Annotated in this window: 19 protein-coding genes and 1 riboswitch; of the genes, 11 read left to right on the forward strand and 8 right to left on the reverse strand. The window is 50.1% G+C overall.

From position 1 onward, the window contains the following. Positions 1 to 50 precede the first annotated feature (50 nt). Positions 51 to 1,004 (reverse strand): hypothetical protein, encoded by a 954-nt coding sequence (locus GYMC10_RS07035; protein ID WP_015733919.1) that lies wholly within the window; start codon positions 1,002 to 1,004, stop codon positions 51 to 53. 235 nt (positions 1,005 to 1,239) lie between these two features. Here GYMC10_RS07035 and GYMC10_RS07040 point away from each other — a divergent pair, with 235 nt between their 5' ends. Further along, complete coding sequence (locus GYMC10_RS07040) at positions 1,240 to 1,917, forward strand: general stress protein (RefSeq protein ID WP_009591703.1); 678 nt, start codon at positions 1,240 to 1,242, stop codon at positions 1,915 to 1,917. 103 nt (positions 1,918 to 2,020) lie between these two features. Then, the gene (locus GYMC10_RS32480; protein ID WP_186326487.1) at positions 2,021 to 2,299 is read left to right on the forward strand and encodes a hypothetical protein; all 279 of its coding nucleotides are present in this window, start codon (positions 2,021 to 2,023) and stop codon (positions 2,297 to 2,299) included. Positions 2,300 to 2,591: 292 nt separating this feature from the next. On the opposite strand, the gene GYMC10_RS07050 is transcribed toward GYMC10_RS32480, so the two are convergent. Then, positions 2,592 to 3,701: a GNAT family N-acetyltransferase gene (locus tag GYMC10_RS07050; RefSeq protein WP_015733921.1), complete on the reverse strand. Its 1,110-nt coding sequence runs from the start codon at positions 3,699 to 3,701 to the stop codon at positions 2,592 to 2,594. A 212-nt stretch (positions 3,702 to 3,913) separates the two neighbouring features. Between GYMC10_RS07050 and GYMC10_RS07055 the strand changes: the two genes are divergently transcribed. The 3 genes from GYMC10_RS07055 to GYMC10_RS07065 all read left to right on the forward strand — a co-directional run bounded on the left by GYMC10_RS07055 (position 3,914) and on the right by GYMC10_RS07065 (position 7,143). Then, entirely contained in the window at positions 3,914 to 5,362 is a 1,449-nt protein-coding gene (locus GYMC10_RS07055; RefSeq protein WP_041621940.1) for a potassium/proton antiporter, read from the forward strand. Between the two features lie 205 nt (positions 5,363 to 5,567). Beyond that, the gene (locus tag GYMC10_RS07060; RefSeq protein ID WP_015733923.1) at positions 5,568 to 6,041 is read left to right on the forward strand and encodes a Dps family protein; all 474 of its coding nucleotides are present in this window, start codon (positions 5,568 to 5,570) and stop codon (positions 6,039 to 6,041) included. Positions 6,042 to 6,237: 196 nt separating this feature from the next. Then, a complete protein-coding gene (locus GYMC10_RS07065) occupies positions 6,238 to 7,143 on the forward strand; it encodes an EcsC family protein (RefSeq protein ID WP_015733924.1) in 906 nt (301 codons plus the stop codon). A 112-nt stretch (positions 7,144 to 7,255) separates the two neighbouring features. On the opposite strand, the gene queF is transcribed toward GYMC10_RS07065, so the two are convergent. The 6 genes from queF to GYMC10_RS07095 form a co-directional block, all read right to left on the reverse strand. Further along, positions 7,256 to 7,753, reverse strand: a complete 498-nt coding sequence (gene queF / locus GYMC10_RS07070; RefSeq protein ID WP_009591586.1) for a preQ(1) synthase — start codon at positions 7,751 to 7,753, stop codon at positions 7,256 to 7,258. 68 nt (positions 7,754 to 7,821) lie between these two features. Further along, on the reverse strand, positions 7,822 to 8,616 hold the full coding sequence (gene queE, locus GYMC10_RS07075; RefSeq protein ID WP_036662526.1) for a 7-carboxy-7-deazaguanine synthase QueE: 795 nt from the start codon (positions 8,614 to 8,616) through the stop codon (positions 7,822 to 7,824). Continuing rightward, positions 8,609 to 9,100 (reverse strand): 6-carboxytetrahydropterin synthase QueD, encoded by a 492-nt coding sequence (queD, locus tag GYMC10_RS07080; RefSeq protein ID WP_015733926.1) that lies wholly within the window; start codon positions 9,098 to 9,100, stop codon positions 8,609 to 8,611. The genes queE and queD overlap by 8 nt, the downstream gene beginning before the upstream one ends. Continuing rightward, positions 9,097 to 9,774 (reverse strand): 7-cyano-7-deazaguanine synthase QueC, encoded by a 678-nt coding sequence (queC, locus tag GYMC10_RS07085; RefSeq protein WP_015733927.1) that lies wholly within the window; start codon positions 9,772 to 9,774, stop codon positions 9,097 to 9,099. The genes queD and queC overlap by 4 nt, the downstream gene beginning before the upstream one ends. Positions 9,775 to 9,909: 135 nt before the next feature. After that, positions 9,910 to 9,941: riboswitch (PreQ1 riboswitch) on the reverse strand. A 110-nt stretch (positions 9,942 to 10,051) separates the two neighbouring features. Then, positions 10,052 to 10,756, reverse strand: a complete 705-nt coding sequence (locus GYMC10_RS07090) for an AIM24 family protein (protein ID WP_009591651.1) — start codon at positions 10,754 to 10,756, stop codon at positions 10,052 to 10,054. Positions 10,757 to 10,810: 54 nt separating this feature from the next. Then, the gene (locus GYMC10_RS07095; protein ID WP_015733928.1) at positions 10,811 to 11,263 is read right to left on the reverse strand and encodes a cell division protein ZapB; all 453 of its coding nucleotides are present in this window, start codon (positions 11,261 to 11,263) and stop codon (positions 10,811 to 10,813) included. A gap of 222 nt (positions 11,264 to 11,485) precedes the next feature. Here GYMC10_RS07095 and GYMC10_RS32485 point away from each other — a divergent pair, with 222 nt between their 5' ends. From GYMC10_RS32485 to GYMC10_RS07120, 6 genes are all read left to right on the forward strand, one after another. Beyond that, on the forward strand, positions 11,486 to 11,644 hold the full coding sequence (locus GYMC10_RS32485; protein ID WP_009591751.1) for a hypothetical protein: 159 nt from the start codon (positions 11,486 to 11,488) through the stop codon (positions 11,642 to 11,644). 260 nt (positions 11,645 to 11,904) lie between these two features. Continuing rightward, positions 11,905 to 12,630 carry a hypothetical protein gene (locus GYMC10_RS07100; RefSeq protein WP_015733929.1) on the forward strand — a complete coding sequence of 242 codons (726 nt, stop codon included), beginning with the start codon at positions 11,905 to 11,907 and terminating at the stop codon, positions 12,628 to 12,630. A gap of 185 nt (positions 12,631 to 12,815) precedes the next feature. Next, positions 12,816 to 13,547, forward strand: coding sequence for a hypothetical protein (locus GYMC10_RS07105; RefSeq protein ID WP_041621941.1), 732 nt, complete (start codon positions 12,816 to 12,818; stop codon positions 13,545 to 13,547). Positions 13,548 to 13,661: 114 nt separating this feature from the next. Then, entirely contained in the window at positions 13,662 to 14,060 is a 399-nt protein-coding gene (locus tag GYMC10_RS07110) for a helix-turn-helix transcriptional regulator (RefSeq protein WP_015733931.1), read from the forward strand. 324 nt (positions 14,061 to 14,384) lie between these two features. Further along, positions 14,385 to 15,587 carry an S-layer homology domain-containing protein gene (locus tag GYMC10_RS07115; protein ID WP_015733932.1) on the forward strand — a complete coding sequence of 401 codons (1,203 nt, stop codon included), beginning with the start codon at positions 14,385 to 14,387 and terminating at the stop codon, positions 15,585 to 15,587. Between the two features lie 802 nt (positions 15,588 to 16,389). Next, positions 16,390 to 19,275 (forward strand): DUF5704 domain-containing protein, encoded by a 2,886-nt coding sequence (locus tag GYMC10_RS07120; protein WP_015733933.1) that lies wholly within the window; start codon positions 16,390 to 16,392, stop codon positions 19,273 to 19,275. The last annotated feature ends 12 nt before the right edge of the window (positions 19,276 to 19,287 follow it).

A 19,287-nucleotide genomic window follows, 5' to 3' on the forward strand; every position in this document is an offset into this window, starting at 1 on the left:
TTGGTTATTTTTTACTCTTAAAGAATACCATGGAACAAATATAAAATCTATTATTTTTTGTTTAGAATAGACAAATGGTAATTTAACCCGCCAAAAGACAAGGTTTTTTTACTATTTTCGATATGATTCGCTTCGTTCTGAAGTTCATCCACCATGGTTTGATGGAAGGAAATCAGATGCGGAGCCTCTATATCAACCGATAAGAGATGGGCATGGGTGGCAGCGGCAATCTCTGCATAAGGCTTCAGCATGTTGTTGATAAAGATGGCTTCCTGCACTTCGGATATCGTTAGAACAGCGTCCTGCGGTTGCCCCCGTTCCGATTTAATGAGGGAGAGCAGGCAGTTGTAGCTGCCATCTGCAAGATCCTGCTTCCAATCGGTCCAATCGTCCATCATCTGCAAGGTAAGCAGCACATGATTCATCACATCGTTCGTTCGTGGAATAAGGTCTGCTTGATCCGATAGAAGCAGTGCGGCGGTGCTTCCCAGCTTTACGGGAGCCGCCTTTTTGGCAACCATGGCCCTGTCGTGCTTGAAGTAATCCTCCCGGGTTTCATGGATGACGCCTTCCGACCATTCGTGCGTATAGTGTTTGAGATAAGACCAGAATTCTGAATTTGCCGGGAAGTAGGGTTGATAGGATGTGAGAAATTCGTAATACAGCAGGTTGGCAAGCGCGAGATGGTGTTTCGGATCGATAGAGGACTGGCCGTCATGAGGCGAGTCCATGATGTCGTCTTGAATGAAGTAGTATAACATGCCGATAATGTTGGCCGTGGAGAGATCACGGTATATCTCGGCAGGGAGTGCGGTCCGTTCTTTCATCCAGAAGGGAAGCAGATAGCAGATGTAATTTTTGGAACTGTCCTGCTCAAAGACGTCAAACTTTCTGAGGTATGAAAGACCGATTTGGTTCAGGGGAGCAGGGAATTCGGACAGCCTTGCTTCGCAGGCCGAGAAAGCGGCGGCAAGATCGTCCTCGAAAGGCTTGAACCAGTTCATGGAATCACCAACCTATTCAATTTTTAAGGTACAAGTGCTTACTTGCTATATTAACATGAATGCTAATGGAGTTAAATATTACCAGTCCCATTCCATGGCGATATGTGGAAGTTTCGGCTCTGCGACGGGGTTCTTTACAAGCGGTTATTCGGTTTCCTTGTTTGATTATGGCGGCGGGCGTTTAATTTAGGGATGTACAGCGATAACCGAAAATGACCAAATAGGAGGAATTCATATGACTCAGAAAATTGTAGGAGCTTTTCGGACGGAGCAGGAAGCAACCCGAGCCATTGAGGAACTAAAGCAGCAAGGATTCAGAGCCGATGAAATCTCTGTCATTGCCAAGGATCGCGGCGAATCTTCCCATATTCAGGACGAGACCGGGACCAAAGCGCCCGAGGGATTGGCCTCCGGAGCGGCTACCGGCGGCGTGCTGGGCGGCGTCACCGGATTGCTCGCAGGTCTTGGCGCATTGGCCATTCCGGGCATTGGTCCGATCATTGCCGCTGGACCGATCGCGGCAACGCTGACGGGCGCCGCCGTGGGTGCCGGTGCAGGCGGGTTGGTAGGAGGCCTGATCGGCCTTGGCATTCCGGAAGATCAAGCGGAGGAATATGGGGGCTACGTCGATGAAGGGCATATTCTGGTCATGGTGGATGCCGATGAGTCGAACGGTGGCCAGGTATATGATATATTCCGCAGCAACAGCGCGCTCAATGAACATCATTACCGTGAAGAAGGTACCTACAGCGGTACAGGAGCACCGGTAGATTCGCGTTCTGAAGCGGCTGCTGCCACCGAGGATGCCGTGCCGGACCCTAACCTGTATCAAGGCTATGGCGATGGCAATGGCGGCGCCGTGAGTCCTAACATTGTTAGCCCGGATCGTGAAGAAACCACGAAGAGACGATAAGGGTTATTCTCATATGCATCATGAACGATGAACAAACCGCCCGGATTCTTCCGGGCGGTTTGTTTGCGGCGACAATCCGGCTTCACGGGGCTTGCTTGAAGTCGTGTTTAACGCTTGTTGCGCTGCATTCTCGCACCCCTCGGCCCGTACCCGGGACCGCCGGGGCCGTGCCCATGTCCAGGACCGCCAGGTCCACCGGGGCCATGTCCAGGTCCACCCGGATGCCACGGTCCTGGGCCATGTCCCGGATGCCAAGGACCGTGCCCATGCCCATGCCCATGTCCGGGGAATCCGGGATACCCCGGGTAAAACGGAGGAAACGGATAGACCGGATAAAACGGTGGATAGTATGGATAAGGATAGTAAGGGTATCCAGGGATGAGACCCGGGATACCGAGGCTTGTTTGGGATTGAAGCCCTCTTTTCGGTTGATGACTCAAGGCCTTGCACCTCTTTCTATCAGATCGGTTATCCCATTCTATGTGGAAGCGGAGAGGAAGGGCACTTATCCTGGGAAAAATAGGCGGACGGCCACTCCTCGGGATGCGAGTACCGACGCTGGTTCTGCTTGGGATGAACAGGTTCCAGGTTAGTCAATCTCAAGCGAAAGTAAAAAAGGCGCATATGACCTCTCCTGCTTAGGGAAAGGATCAGATGCACCTTTAGTTCTTCCATTATATATATTGAAGTCCGGTTGCGTAAGGGAGAGGGACAGGATCGAAGGTTACGCTCCCGTTAGCCCGATACGGGGATTCCGGATCGAACAGGATGGAAAGCAAACCTTCGTCATCCAGCTCCAACGTTTCATGGCTCAGGGTAAGACGGTACGGACCATGTTCGCCGTCCGCCTGGATCAACCCCTCCGGAAGCAGAGGAGCCAGCTGACGAAGCAGCTGCGGGCCGCTTACCAAATAAATGGTTCCCTCGTTGCGAATATACTCAGGCAGGGTACCGGCAGATTGGATTAAAGCGGCAAGCTCCTTATCCTGCCAAGGCAGCGGAACCGTAAGCTCTGAAAGGCTGAAGGATGCGACGGCATCGGCTATAATCAGTGCGGCTGCTTCAGGGCTTCCTCCCCACTCGACGAGGGTAGACTCCCTGGAAGGCGTCATCGTGTCTCCGGGTACGGCGATGATGGCAAAAGCGGTCAGCGCCCCGTCTTCTTCGGCGACAAGCACCTGCTGGTTAAGGCGGATCACGTTGGAGTATGCGCTTGCATCCAGCAGCTTGTTAAGCTCCGAAGCCGTCGTAACATATCCAGCCTCCCGCTGTTCCATCAGTCTTTGGATCTGGAACAAATCGTGCGGCTGCATGGCCCGGATGTTCACTTTTTTTCCCGTTGCAGCACGCAGCGGCTCCACGACGGCCGGAGATAGACGGAACCGGAGCGCCCGCCCGAATAGACGGCTGCCTGCCCGGGTATACAGGGATCTGCCGCCGGAAATAAGGATGAGGGATGCACCGGAAGCCTCGCCATGCCGCATGCACTGTTCCAGGAGATTGCCTGCAAGTCGCTGACCCCGGTAATCCGGGTCCGTGCAGACGGAGCCGATGGAGAAAATATTTAATCTGGCACCGCGAGTCTGGATGGTGAACGGCACGAATCCCATGAAAGACACCAGTTTGTCCTGATCCCAGGCACCGTAGGAATGGCTGATGCCCGGCGAGAATATCGGAGGGAAGGATACCCCCATTGAAGGCTGCTCCGGCTGCTTAAGAAAAATACGGTCGGACAGCTCGACGGCTTGTTGCAATTGATCGCTTTTCATCATAGAAATCTTCACTCGATTGACGCCTCCCCTATGTATGTCGCTTGTTATTACCAGTATAAAGTCATTGGGCAGGGAATTTCCAGTAAACGTTTTCTAAGGCTATTCGGAATTGTCCGGTTGGCGGAGTTAGCCAGCCCTGCAGCGAAGCGTTTTACGGTTTAGGCGCATGCGAAAAGGCGGTGTTTTTCGGGTAATAATAAATGAACGAATCTGACGCCGGAGGGATGAGCTTGCCAAGTTTTGTTGATTCCATGATTTTGCTGTGCGGCGCCTTGCTTCTGACAGGCGTATTGACCACCAAGTTCTCTTCCCGTTTCGGCATGCCCGCTCTGGTGCTGTTTATCGCGATCGGGATGATTCTCAGCCGTTTCATTTACTACGATAATGCGCAGCTCACGCAGTTGGTCGGCATATTCGCACTGATCGTCATTTTGTTTCAGGGCGGGATGCAGACCGACTTCAAAGAAATCAAGCCGGTTCTGGGTCCGGCCATTTCGCTTGCCACGATAGGCGTCCTGCTGACAACCGTTGTAATCGGACTATGCGCCTCTTTCGTGCTTGATATTTCTTTGAAAGAAGGGCTGTTAATCGGCGCTATCGTCGGCTCGACGGATGCGGCAGCCGTATTCTCGGTTCTTGGCGGAACGAATCTGAAGAAAAGGCTTCGAATGACGCTCGAGGCCGAATCCGGAAGCAATGACCCGATGGCGGTGTTTCTAACCGTGTCCTTAATCGAATGGATAGAACATCCGGGCCTAAATTTGTTCGGGCTTATTTTTTCCTTTGTCATGGAAATGGGATTGGGACTGGTTGTCGGCATTCTTGTCGGCATGCTGGCCGTTTATGTGATCAATCGCATCAACTTCGATTCTTCGGGGCTATACCCCGTGACCGCTTTAGGATTTGCCGTGCTGACGTATGCCGCCGCCGCATGGCTTGGAGCCAGCGGTTTGCTTGCCGTATACGTTATGGCCTTGCTGCTCGGCAATACCGAGCTGACGTACCGTAAGACGATTCAAGCATTCAACCAAGGTTTCGCGTGGATGATGCAGATCGTGATGTTTGTGCTGCTCGGGCTTCTTGTCTTCCCAAACGAGCTGTCGAAGGTCGTATGGCAAGGACTCCTGTTGTCCTTGATTCTCATCTTCATCGCCAGGCCGATCGGCGTGTTCAGCAGTCTGCTGTTCGCCAAATTTGCCGTCCGCGAGAAAATATTGATTTCATGGGCCGGCCTCCGCGGGGCCGTACCGATCGTATTGGCTACATATCCCGTACTGGCGGGAATCAGGCAGGGGGAATTGTTTTTTAATGTCGTGTTCTTTGTTGTTTTGACTTCAGCGGTGATCCAGGGCACCACAATCTCTCCGCTCACGCAAAGGCTTGCACTGGTGGAGAAGGATAAAGCAAAGGCTCCGTCCTTATTGGAGCTGATGGCACTAGGAAAAACGGATTCCGAGATCAGCCACGTGCTGGTGGATGGGGATATGCCCATCGTCGGCAAGGAGATTCAGCAGCTGAATCTGCCGGACGACATCCTCTTTACGGCCATTATTCGGAAGAAGCGGATCATCACGCCGAGAGGAAACACCGTCATTGAGGCAGGGGACACGTTGTACGTGATGAATCCGAAGCAAAAACGGAAGGAAATGAAATCAATTCTGGGGTTATCCTAGGGATTTCGCAGCTGAAGCTATATGATGCCCATCACAGCAGACGGTCTTAAAAATAATTTAGGATAGGTATAAATCGGAGGTAATTTCTTCATCCTATCTTCATCCGAGAAGTTTCGATTTCCTTTGCAAAAGAGACAAGAATCTGTTATGATTAATTCAAGGATTTAGAATAAGTCTAAATACAATATCAAAGGAGACGATATAGATGAGTAACCTAACCCAACAAGCACAAGGAAATACGACCGATGAACTTCAACAAATTCTGAATACGCAGGTAGCCAACTGGAGTGTGCTTGGCGTGAAGCTGCACCATTATCATTGGTATGTGAAAGGTCCTCAGTTCTACGTGCTGCACGAGAAATTCGAGGAGCTGTACAACACGGCCGCTGGTTATGTGGATGAGCTGGCAGAGCGAATGCTGGCCATCGGCGGCAAACCGGCCGCCAGCATGGCTCAATATTTGAAGCTGACGACGCTGCAGGAGGTCTCGAATGAAAACACGGCCGAGCAGATGGTCGGACAGCTGGTTGCGGATTTCGAGAAAGTGGCCGGAGAGCTCAAGTCCGGTATCGAGGCAGCAAACCAAGAGGGCGACGATGCGACAGCCGATCTGTTGACCGGCATGGTGAGCGATGTGCAGAAGCATTCGTGGATGCTGAACGCATTTTTGGGCAAATAAAGTTCATATCCGTTGCTGCCGTTTCATGACGGCTAACATAAGCAAAGGGAGATCGACCTGATAAGGGTCGTTCTCTTTTTTTGTTCGCCTTGCGAATGCTGTTGCAAGATTCAATTTGAAATTTATTGCGCCTTTCTTCAATTTTATGCGTATAACCTTCATAGATCGTTTTAATTCGGATAGAGGAGTAGTGAGGATGGCAGAGATGGAATCACGACACCAGCTGGAGTCGCAGCTTCAAGAGATTTTGAAATGGGAGAAGGAACAGAAGGACGTCATGTTCTGGGAGAAGCTCGGAAGAATTCCCTTTATGTTGCTGGATCGCCTCACGCCCAAGGCTGTTCAAGAGAAAATCGGAAGCGCCTTGAACGAGGTAGGCGGATTTATTCAAAGCGGCGGGAAGCATCTGGTTCGCGAGAAGTCGGTCATGAACGTTCTGGCTCAGACCGCTGGATTGGAAGGTTCAGCCGCGGTGAACGACCCTTCCGCGAAATCAGGCGAGGCGGAGTCGGGCGGGGCTGGGAACGGAGAGGAGCAGGCGGTGGCTTCCGGACTTACGCTGGCAGCAGCCGCGAAATTGCCGCTCCAGGTCATGGATGCGGCAGCGGATACGCTGACGGTAAAGCGGGTCAAATTCGCGGCGGCCCAAGGGGCGGCAACGGGAATCGGAGGCGTATTTACGATAGCGGCCGATCTTCCCATGGTGCTCGGTCAATCGCTCAAGGTGCTTCAGGAGATGGCCCTTTGTTACGGGTATGATCCGAACGATCCCCGGGAGCGGGTGTTTATCGTGAAATGCCTGCAGTTTGCATCCGCCGACATCGTCGGAAAGAAAGCGGTGCTGGAGGAGCTTGCCAGTTTTGACGACGTCCAGGCGACGGAGCAGGTCTTCTCGCAACTGCAGGGCTGGCGTGAAGTCGTCCAGTCGTATACCGATAACTTCGGGATGAAAAAGCTGTTTCAGCTGATTCCGATCGCCGGGATCGTATTCGGTTCGATCAGCAACAAAGGCACTATAAGCGATGTGGCCGAAGCCGGGAAAATGCTGTACAAGAAGCGGCGTGTTCATTACCGTCTTCGGAATATGGAATATCCGCTGTAATCAAGGATATACACGGATCGACACGACAAAAAGGGATGCCCGCCATGCGCGGACATCCCTTTACTTAATCAACATCGGAAAATATCATGACGCAACCCATAAAGGTGGTTTCTTACCGATTATCCACCTTTTCGGGGTACAGGTCATGGTTCATCAGACGATTCGCGGCGATCTCCTCGTATTTGGTGCCCGGGCGACCGTAATTGCAGTACGGATCGATGGAAATGCCGCCGCGCGGGGTGAATTTGCCCCATACCTCGATATATCTCGGATCCATCAGCTTGATCAGGTCATTCATGATGATATTGACGCAGTCCTCATGAAAGTCCCCGTGATTGCGGAAGCTGAACAGGTACAGCTTCAAGGACTTGCTCTCCACCATCTTGATATCCGGAATGTAACTGATGTAGATGGTCGCAAAGTCCGGCTGGCCTGTGATCGGGCATAAGCTTGTAAATTCGGGACAGTTGAACTTGACGAAATAGTCGCGGTAGGGATGCTTATTGTCAAAGCTCTCCAGAATGCCGGGATCATACTCGAAGGTGTATTTCGTGCCTTGGTTGCCGAGCAGGGTAACGTCTTCCATTTCTTCTTTTTGTCTTCCAGCCATTTATGATAACTCCTTCATGTATATGAATTCAAACTCAATCCAATCATCGGTAAATTCTTGATGCCGTGCTATACGCCGCGTTTATTCCCCCAGACGAGCGTATGCAATTGCGGCAAGACGCGCACATCGTTTAACCGGTCGGATTGCATGACCGCATCAACAAGCGACTCGTACCGGTCCAGCAGATGGGAGACAAGCGAAGTCGTGTCCCCAGTGCCTACATCGGGATTACCGGTCTGCAAGTAAAATGGCACGTTCGGATATCGTTCATGGACCGTTTCCGCGTAGGTCAAGTCCTTATCGTCAAAGACCACAACCTTCAAGCTGAAGGTTCTGCCGGGCGGACGGGCGGATAAACGCGAGACGATATCGTCGAGCTTGCCCCAGTCCGTATCCATGCCCGAGCTTGGCGGCTTGGGGGAAATGGTGACTTCATCGATATGATTCAGCCAGTCCTGCCAGCGTGAGCCTTGGGTCTCCACGGCAACGGTAATTCCGTGCCGATGCAGCTCATCCACAAGCGCACCAAGCTGGGGAAGAAGAGCGGGATTGCCGCCGGACAGGGTGACGTGATCGAAGCGTTCTCCGCCCAGACGGTACAGCTCTTGCCAGATCTCATCAGCGCTCAACAGCGAGATGGAGTCCTTTGCGGAACCGTCCCATGTGAATGCGGAGTCGCACCAGGAACAGCGATAGTCGCAGCCCGCCGTCCGAACGAACATCGTCTTGCGGCCAACGACCATGCCTTCGCCTTGAACGGTAGGACCGAAAATTTCCATCACGGGAATCGGACGGTCCACCGTCATGGCAGGGGAGGAGCCCCCGTTTGAATCCGTAACAGGCGTTTCATGCACATTATTCATGGATCATCCACTCCCGTCTGACCTCGGCATAGCTGGTCGGCGTCTCGAACAGGCGAACGAATTCCGTTCGCATGCCTTGTTCCTCGTAGGATTCTCTGCTGCGGAGGGCCTCCTCCATTTTCTCAAACAACCAGACCACCATGTTCTCTGCTGTCGTATTCATCTGCGGCAAGGTCTCGTTCAGGTAACGGTGATCCAGGTAAGGTTCGATACTCGTTTTCCAGCAATCCTTGATGTCTCCAAAATCCACGGTAATGCCGACCTCGTTTGGAGTTCCGCTGATACCAAAAACCACTTTATACGTGTGGCCATGCAGGTTTTTGCATTTTCCCTCATAGCAATGCAGGTGGTGCGCAGCATCGAAGGTAAACTCTTTGGAAACAAGCACCCGCTTCCGATGGTAACGCAGGCTTCCGGCATCGATGTCTTCGCCAAGCTTCTGCAGATGCTCTACAATGCGGAAAGCCCCGGGCTCGCGGCTCATACCAGGCGCCCCCTCTCGGAGATGCCGCTGCGGCGCTGCATATACTTGTCGAGCCCCGCTTTTCTCAGCTGGCATGCAGGACATTCCCCGCAGCCGTCTCCCTTGATGCCGTTATAACAGGTTAACGTATGATCGCGAATATATTCGAGCGCATTCATCTGGTCGGCAAGCTCCCAGGTTTCGGATTTGTCGAGCCACATGAGCGGAGTATGAATGACGAACGGGTAATCCATGGCCAGGTTCAACGTAACGTTGAGCGATTTGATGAAGCTGTCCCGACAGTCGGGATAACCGCTGAAATCCGTCTCGCATACGCCCGTGATCAGATGCTTCGCTCCGACGCCCTTGGCCAGCACGGCTGCAAAGCTGAGGAACAGCAGGTTTCGGCCATCCACAAACGTCGTAGGCAAGCCGTCGCCTTCGGCGATCTCGATATCGCTGCGCGTTAATGCATTCGGTGCCAGCTGATTAAGCAGGCTCATATCAAGCACCGTCTGCTTCACGCCTTGCTCCTTGGCAATCTGTGCCGCGCATTCTATTTCAAGCTTATGGCGTTGTCCATAATCGAATGTTACGGTTTCCACCTCGGCGAAGCGTTCCTTCGCCCAGAACAGGCAGGTGGTGCTGTCTTGCCCCCCGCTGAAAACAACGACTGCTTTTTCATTTTTAAGCATAAAAAAACCTCTCATCCTTCATAATTTAAGAGCAGCCCCAGAGGGCCGATCCCGTAGAAGAAAGAGAAGTTCATTGAACTGAATCCGTAAAAAAACAAGCCTTATTCTTAGGGTGTAACACCGAATAAGACACGATAGTTTTTTATAGAGGGAGTTCACGAACCTCTCCCACGCACCGATGCAGGCGCATGGATTGTCTTCTGTTGTCCTTGTGACCGCATGGAGAGCCGTGACCGGCATGCAGTCCGATTACGCCCTCCATTATAACACGGCCGGATTATTTGATAAACACTCCGCCGAAGGGAATTGCTTCCCGCAGGAATCGCTTGATGATGCCTTCGTCGTTTAAATCGTTCACGAGCCGCTGATTCTGGCGTCCCGCTTGAAACAGAACATAACCGTCGCCAGTCAGCTTCCAGTGATAGTTCATGTGCTGGCTGGCCAGATGATTGCCGTATACGGTCAGATCCAGCTTAGCGGCTTCGGGGTAGGCGATGATGCTTCCGGCGTCCACATACAGCGGCTCGGTAGGATGCAGCTTGACTTTGCATACCGGGCCTTGGGTCAGAATGCCGATGCTGCCATTCCCGGAAAACTTCATCTTAATGGCATCTCGCGTGACCAGCATGTTTTTGATTTTCAGTATTCTTGTCTGCATCGTAACAAACCGGGTGTAAAAGAAAACATGACGAAAATCATAGAGCATGTCCTGTTCGCCTTCCAGCTGAATTTCATGCATGTTGAAGCCCGGGGGAAGCGCAGCCGTAAACTGGCTGGGTCCCGTAATGTCGGCACGGATCAGCTTTTTTTTGCGGTAGATGCCCTTCACGTTCATAAGTCGATCGCTGCGCCCGGAGGAGGGTCCCCGATAGGCAACGATCTGCTCGGGATGAAGGACATGCGCCGTGTCCCCCTCCGTCAAGGAGAACGTAACCGCTTGACCTGCTCCGCTGCCGGCCGCATCTTCCATTCGGATAATCATCGCCGCGCCTCCTTTTGCCTGGTTGAATGGTATGGAACTGGATAAGAGCTTGTCCTATCTCGAACGGTTCGTTCGGCGCATGCCGAATCGCAGGACACGAATGATGACAAAGTATCCGGCAGCCAACGCCACGGCGGTGATCGCTACCGTTTTTAAACGTTCCGCCCCGCGCTTTCGTGCGGCTTCAGCCTCCTGTAACTGGCTTACCATTTGGGTTAATTGCTGGTTCTGCTCTGCAAGATTGGAGTTCTGTTCCGCCAGGGTCAGATTTTGCTGCTGCAGCCGTTCGGAAGCGATCTTGGCTTTATCAAGCTCTTGCAGGGCTTGGTTATAGTTGCTCTTAAGCTGGTTTATTTCATCGGGGAGTCCCGTGAACTGCTGGATATTATCGTACATATTATTGAAATAATTGGCGCTGGCGGTCCGTCCTCCGGCCGGCAACGCGATTCCTGCCACCAGCAGAATAAATGAAAGTTGGATGAGCCTGGATTTTGACGGCTTAAACATGCGGGGTCACCACCATTCGATTATTTATAGTAAATACGAATCAGATTTCGACAGGTTTCTATTAATATATATTACCCACATTCGCATGGGAAGTGAATCCATTCGCAGCTAAGTTGTTTAACTTGCCAATGCGGCGGGTAATGTATTCAAGCAAGCGCATAGAGGCCATCCCATACGAAATGAACATAAAATGATCTAACAGATAAAAAGGAGATTGCGATTATGATGAAAGATAACAACGTGAAGAAAATTATGATAACGGTGAATGGAAAGCCCGTAGGCAACGGCTTATTAATCGATAAAGTCACGTACGCGCCCATTCAACGCACTGAAAGATTTATGGGAGATACGAAGTCCGCTTCGGCAGCGGTAATAGGTTAGTAGATCCCGTATATTCAAATAAGCAGCCTTTAAAACCCGGAGAACGCTCCGGGCTTTTTTGCGTTGGTTGGCGTTAATCTATCGAAGTCGTTTTCATTCTGCTGCAGGATGGGAGTATCCTAAACAAACAGAAAATATCGTCTGAATCTGACGTTTTATGGCAGAAACAGTTACAAAATAATACATTTATCCTTTATACTAGGTCGTAACTTGAATCAGTATACATAAACCATAACAGGAGAAAAGGAGTTTTGAAGAAAATGGGCTTTTGCATTCATTGCGGTAAAGAATTAACGGATGGCGTCGCACATCAATGCGCTAACGACATCTCGGCGAAATACACGGCGGCCGATGCGGAGCCGGAACATGGGCGTCCCGATTCCGCATCGGCCGGAGGCTCGCATGCCAAAACTTCATCGGCCGTTCAAGTCGATGGTCAGGTGCTGCTGAATCTATTGAAAAATCCGATGAGCGCCCTGAACATGCGGGGGGATCAAACAGGCATGATCTATGGCCTGATCGGGATGGCCTCCAGCATCCTCGGTTTTTGGTTGTTCGGCCTTGGAGTCAAGCGGATGTTCTATTCCGGACTGGGCATGATGTCCGCCTTGTTAAGCGATTTCGGCATGGGGAGCCGTTTTCTTTTGCTGGGATTGTTCTCAACCGTCATCCTGCTGGGTTCGTTCTGGCTTGCCGGGAACATGATGACCAAACAAAAGCTCGACATGAAGGATTACATCGCCAAAATGGGCTCGTTCCAGCTGCCGTTCGGAACGGTGCTTATCGTTAGTGGACTGCTCAGCTTCTTGTTGGTAAAGCCGGCTTTCTTCCTCCTTGTATTTGCTCTAATGACCGGATTGGCAGCAAACAGCGCCGCCGCAATCGAGTTGTACCGGATCGGCTCAACCCAGCTGGTCAAATTCATTGGGATCGCTTTAGGGATATATGTTGTGCTGCTTGCCGTCGTCAACACCATTTTATTGTAAAGGAAGGGCATTCCGAGGTTAGCCGCAGTTTTCCTTGTACGCGAACTGACATAAAGCATATCCACGAAAGACCGCAGCTCATAAGGGCTGTGGTCTTTTTTTGTCGAAATTAGGATGGGAACATATGTTCCGTGACAGTAAGATGTCCCTCTCTATTGGTACATTATTAGAAGAAGAGGAAAGAGGTGGATGTATTGCAGTCAGGCTTGTATTCGGATTATACATGGAGCCACAGCCATGTGTTCGCTGGCGGCACTAATCAAGTCTTTCTGCTGATCGAGTGGAGGGCTGGTGTCCAGAAGCAGAAAACGCAGTCCAATGGACTTCGTCGGCGCATAGCCGAAGAAGTCCAGCTGCACCTTCAATTAGGAGAAGGCGTTCAAGTGGAACAGATGTATGGCTGCCAAGGGGAGGTTCTGAATGATCGCAACATCTCGTTGTCTTTAGGCTCTTTGTCCGAAGGGAGAACCAAGCAGTTGGTTCTTGAGCTGAGTGTCGGTGCTCGTCAATCGGGGGTGTATCCGATCGTTACTGCTTTATGGACCTATATGGATGTTCTAAAGCAGAAGGTGGTTTTGCAGCCGTCCCGAACGATACCGCTTCAATTCAGCAATCATACGACATTGAGATACCGAAAAGCAGATTACCGGGTAGAGAAAGTACTGAAATTATACCAGAATGCTTTCATCCTGGAGCAGGCAAGAGAAGAGCTGGAACAGGGGAATTTGACTCAAGGTGAAGATCTGATTCGTAGACAGGCAGATGAGATGCTTTTATACGCAACCCGATTTCGAGATCCGGAATATTTAAAGGAGGCCGAAGTCCTTTATAAACTTAGTGTTCTATATAAGAATACATATCAGCAGTTTTATTCTGAAAATGCGAACTGGAAAAGGGACTTTAGACTTAAGTCATAACCAGGAAACAAGAATCCCTATATAAAAAAGGAAAAATGATATCAGGGTCGAATGTACTATTTAGCAGTCAACAAAAATATGTCTAATTTACTAGAAAGATAGGGAGAATGCCATATGACAGACCGACTGATCCGACTAATGAGAATCATTACCCTTGTACAAGCAAGACCAGGAATACTTGCTCGGGAGCTTGCCGAACGCTGTGGAACCAGTGAAAGAACCATTTATCGGGATATGGATGCCCTCAGTGCCATGCATATCCCCATCACTCACCAAGGCCGCGGCCGCGGCTATACCTTCATTGGACATTTTGCAATGTACCCCCTTGGTTTAACGGAAGAGGAGGTACAGGCATTATTTAAACTGCTGAATGTAATGGACAAAATCAAGCCGATCCTGCCGGATGAATTTGAAAGCGCTTATGAAAAGGTGTTGGCTGCTGTATATAAGCAAAGCGCGGAGAAGGCTGAAATTCAGGCCGGGGACCGGGAAGAATCCACTACCGGTTTATAACACTTTCACTACATGTAACAATTAAACCTCGAACGAATGGACACAAATTCATGTGACTATCGTCGAGGTTTTGTCATGTTCAGGGTGCAACTGCGGTCGTGAATAGAGATGATGAATCAACTAGTCAACTAGAATCAGGTTAGGAATATTATACCAAAATAGTGGATTATATGATAAAATAACTACAATTTCTCTCATCCATACAAAACTGTAAGCATTGTGTAATTGTGAGAGTCTCGGTAGATGTCCCTAAGCAAGGGCGTAGAAAGGAGATATGAAGCAATGACATAGGGTTTATCTATAACGATTTTCAGGAGGATATGCATGAAAAAGAAGATTTTGATGAGTGTATTAACGGTGCTAACCGTGATCGTCGGAAGCTTGAATTCGGCCGTGGCGGAGGCGGCCCAAGACAATACGATCGGCAAAGCGGTGGAGTCTCGTGAGACCCCGGTTATCCAGTTTACGGATATTCAAGGCCACTGGGCCCAGGCAGCTATTCAAGATGCGGTACAACGAGGTTATGTGGATGGGTACCCGGATAAAAGATTCCTGCCTAACCAACAGGTATCCCGAGCGGAATTCATCAAAATGGCGGTGTCGGCCCTGGAGCTTGAGGCAGCTTCTACAAGTTCAGGTTCCTGGTATGCTCCTTACGTGACGGCAGCAGAATCGGCAGGGATCTATAAAGTCGGCGATTATGCCGACGGTAACCTGACTCAACGGATGACGCGTGAAGAAATGTCCAAACTGGCGGTAAAAGCACTGGGGTACAAAAATGTAGAGGATAAGCAGTGGATGTATCTTGCATCCAAGGATGGCATCATATCCGGGACCGCCCCGGGCGTAATATCACCAACAGGCGCTACCACAAGAGCTCAAGCGATTGCGGTCATTGAGCGACTGCTTCAGGTAAAAAGCGGCAAGGAGCTACCCGTGGATAAATATGCAGTAGCTGCAGCTGAGGGGTATTGGCACAAGACGAATATTTTCTCGGTGGCACCGGAGATTTTTAATGGGCCGGATAATCATAACAAAAATTTTGGAATTGATTCATGGAAAACATCCAAATTGCGTTTCGGAGCGCCGGATGGATCCATAGTAGCCCAAGTTGATGAACTTATTGCAATAGATTGGAATGATCCGAAAGATCCGAATCGCAAGCTATTGCCAAGTAAAGATAAACTAGTATGGAAATTTGGTTCGAAAGAAAATCTTTTTACTAATGATCTTCAAGCTTATGTAATCGTATTGAAGTCACATTTGCCGATAAATAAAAAGCCTAAGTCCTACCCAATTAATCAATTGAATCTAGCAATCTTGGGATATAACGGCCAACCAACTGGAGAACTATTGAATATGGCATATCTTGTTGAATCCAAAGATCCAAAAAGAAAAATTAATGGTCTAGTTATCCCGAAAACTGGTTTTAGCACAGACGGAAACATTAGGGTCTTAGTAGAAACTATCTCGGCTGGAGCTCCGATTTATCAGAGTACCCTATCAAAGTCAAAGCTCATACGATAGGTAACTCAACATGATTAAGAATAAATATTTATTTAAAACAGCGATTTTTTTTCTTTCATTGTCTATAGTCTCTATTTGCATTCCTCCGATCGACACCTTGGATGCTGCTGATACTACACAGAATATTACGTATGATTTTGTAACAACTACTGAAGATTACGAATATAGTGGAATATTATTTTCATCTAAAAAGGAGCTAGAAACCACAAGAATTAGTGTAAATGCTCCCGCAGGAAAAGTAATAAAAAAACTTGAATGGATAAATAAGAGTACTAATAACCCTATCAGAACAGTCAAAGGGTTTACTCCTGGTTCTACAACATGGGCTGGAAAGGATTCTCTAAGTGGTACAAGACTAAAGGTTTCATCAGTAGATAATACCAATTATGGTGGCGTATATTATTGGGATAGGTGGTCAGTAACAGATGCAGGTCATAACTTTGGCCAATTATGGAAAGCATCAAGTACCAATGGAACTATCATGGATAATAGAAACTGTAATGGTTATGTAGAAAAAGAAACAATTCAAGGACACCAACTTCCTAAATATCCTGGCTGTACGGATAATAAATTATCTTTACCTATCAATCGAACTACTGCTTTTTTGATAAGTGAAACCGGGCATACCTTGGAAGGGACGTGGATAAAACATAGTGCTATCTCTACTAATGATATAAGTTCTTCAAATACAAAGATTGACAATACATCACGAATTCCAGATGTTCATGGATCTACTGGGACAACTGATCCAAGCACCTTAGTAGGGCAAATAGCAGATGTCACTTCAATTGATAGTATAAGGATGTATTATACTCAAACATTCAACAATGACACTTACAACCGATACTGGGCAAATCCAGGAGCAAAGCAGGTATGGTACTTTGCTAAGTTTTGGGTGTCTTTTGATTCCTACACTTATATGTACAAAGACAAACTCCTCCGAGCCACCTTTGCAGATGGAACATCAAGCCTGGAAATTACCGGCCCCACCTGTGTTCCGCCGGCCGGTACCGTTCAACTTACAGCGAAATTAACGAAGGTAGACGGAAGTACATACAATCTGCAAAGACACGATAAGTTGACTTGGCGAAGCTCGGATAACAGCATCATGTCCGTGAACGCTTCCGGTGTGGTTACAGCCGTGGCAACGACGGGGCAAGCGACGATTACGGCTCATTTTAAGGACACGGCCCAAGCCTTGGACGAAACCGACGATGCCATGATTCAGGTGGGGGCAGGGTCAACGTGCGGAAATAACGGAGGAGGGGGCGGCGGTGGAGATGGAGGCTCAGGCGGTCCGCCCAACACATGCGGGATCCAAATCGGTGCTGCTAGAAAGGGAACTGTTACTTCGCACACGGTAATGGACCCCGTGGCAACGGGTGTCATTAAGGCGGATAACCGGGATTCAGAAAAGTTTGATGTTCTTGACGGGATACCGACTTCGGAATCCCTGTACGTCAATGTGTTTGGCCTCAATTATCTGTACAAGAACCAATGGGCGAACATGACGGGGGAGATCACCTACACCGTTCCCGTCAAAAAAACATACCTTCTCACCTGGACGATCCCGGGAACGCCAAGCTCAGGACCGGATGATCCCGGCACGCCCGATGAACCTATGGAAGAAGAGGTTCCGGTAGAAGAACAGGTGACGATAACGAGGCCGTACTCCTACTGGCAAATCGATAACCTGGAGGTTTATAAGCTGTCCAAAACGACTGTCAGCAACTATGCTTTACCAGGCGGTTCGGTGAGCCTCACTCCAGCCGGTTACACACCTCCCGTTCTTACGTCCGATCACAGCACGAGTCTTGACGATCATGTGGAGCCTGCTTCATGCGAAGAAGTGGATTTAGGGACGGAAACCGTTCCAGGCGGTTCAAGCAGACCGGCGGTGCCGACAACTGATTTTACGTCCGCAGCCGAGTCGGCCGTGGGCCAAAACCAGGTAAGAAACGACAAAGTCCTGTTTAACGGATCTACCGTCATGAGTGACAGCTGGGCACAGGGAACGGCGCCATCACCAGGGATTATCCCTCCGGCAGCGACGATTCAAAGAGACGTATTGTACGGCAGAAACTATCTTATCAGCAGTACGCTGTTGAATAAAGCAAATACGGCGAGCACCGGTACGATTGATTACGAGCTCATCCCGGGCAACATTAATGGCGGGTCCCCTCAATCGTTCCCGGTCAACGCCATAAACACCGTCACGGTCCACACCCCGGTCGTCAACTATTCCTCCGTAACGGATGATCAGGCCCACAACCAGAAGACGACCCCCAATCCGAATCGGTCCGCCTTCATCTTGGATCGGCCGTTTACGGTACGCATCCCTACCTCAGGCCAGCATCGGAACATTCAGGGATACGGAAACCGGGACTATGCGAAGTATGTAAGATCGAAGCAGGTTTATTTTCCGTTCGATGTGTACAGCAGCGACAAGCGCACCTTCTATCCAAAAGACACCTGGATCACGATCCCGACGGCACAGCTGGACACGGAGTTTTTTCTGCCGGTGTGGGTAGATGAGGGCGATTACCAGGTGTACTTCCGTACGATTGCGGAGAACGCGCCGCCCGACTATACGACGCAGCCCGATGCCAACACGAATTTATCCCACCATGTGGCTACGGATATAGAACCTGTAGAAGTGATCGGGCGCGTGTATGATTTTCATATCACGGATATTGCCGATTATAACTGGGAGACGGTCTTCCGCAAACAAAAAGGGAATGCGTCACCAAGCGGGGCGTCCTATTGGACAGGACTCCGCGGCATTGACGGCGAGGCCCGGGGGAACGCGCTGCCTTATACGCTTCCCATCGCTCCGGGCAAGCATCCGGCACAGGGGTATAAGAATGCGGCCGTGAAGACAGGATACCACTTCAAATTCGATTTGAAGACGAAGGGCAATATGTTCGGGGCGCAGGACGGCATTTCGGTTACGCCGAGCTTTTATTTCGTGAATAAAGACGGCAGCGGACGTCAGCCTGTCGATCTGTATTACCACAGTGGAAACCGGAAGTTCATTCGAATCGGTTCCCCTCAGGATACAGAGAAGCGTTACGTCATTCTGAATGAAAGGCTGCGCAATGTACCCCAAGAGGAACTGCAGGATACCGCTTCGTATCTATACAACCACGGTGGGGCACCGGCGGGAATGTCCCCGGCGGCCTACGCGAAGCAGTACATGGAGAAGATCAGCAAGAGCAAGACCTGGGTAGGCCGGCTCGACTGGATGCTGCTGCCTTCCGGCATTCGAACATTGATTGGGCCAAAGTCGGGGCTGCCAACCTCCGTTGACGGAGAGCGGGCCAACGCCGCTGTTCAGCGCTGGTACGGTGAATACAGCCTTCCTGCCGACGTCTATGTGGTGAAGAAAGGAACGGATCTGGCGGCTTATGGGCGGAGTAACCGATTGGACGAGAAGTCCTCTGTATTTCTGAAGAAGGGGTATATCGTGGTCAATTTCAACATCGAGACGATCCGGGAGGGCAATACGGCCAAGCCCCATCTGCAATACATTCATGCACCGCTCATGAATCAGTGGCAGCTTGAAGGGTACAGCCGAACCTATACCGATCCGTATGGCAAAAGATTTACCCTGCTGGATGGGGATGTCGTATTTTACCATGCGGATCAATCCAGTAAAGGGGATTTCAACTCCCAGGTTCCCCATTAAAATCGTCATGAA

The organism is Paenibacillus sp. Y412MC10, from assembly GCF_000024685.1.
In the GTDB taxonomy this organism is placed as follows: domain Bacteria; phylum Bacillota; class Bacilli; order Paenibacillales; family Paenibacillaceae; genus Paenibacillus_AQ; species Paenibacillus_AQ lautus_A.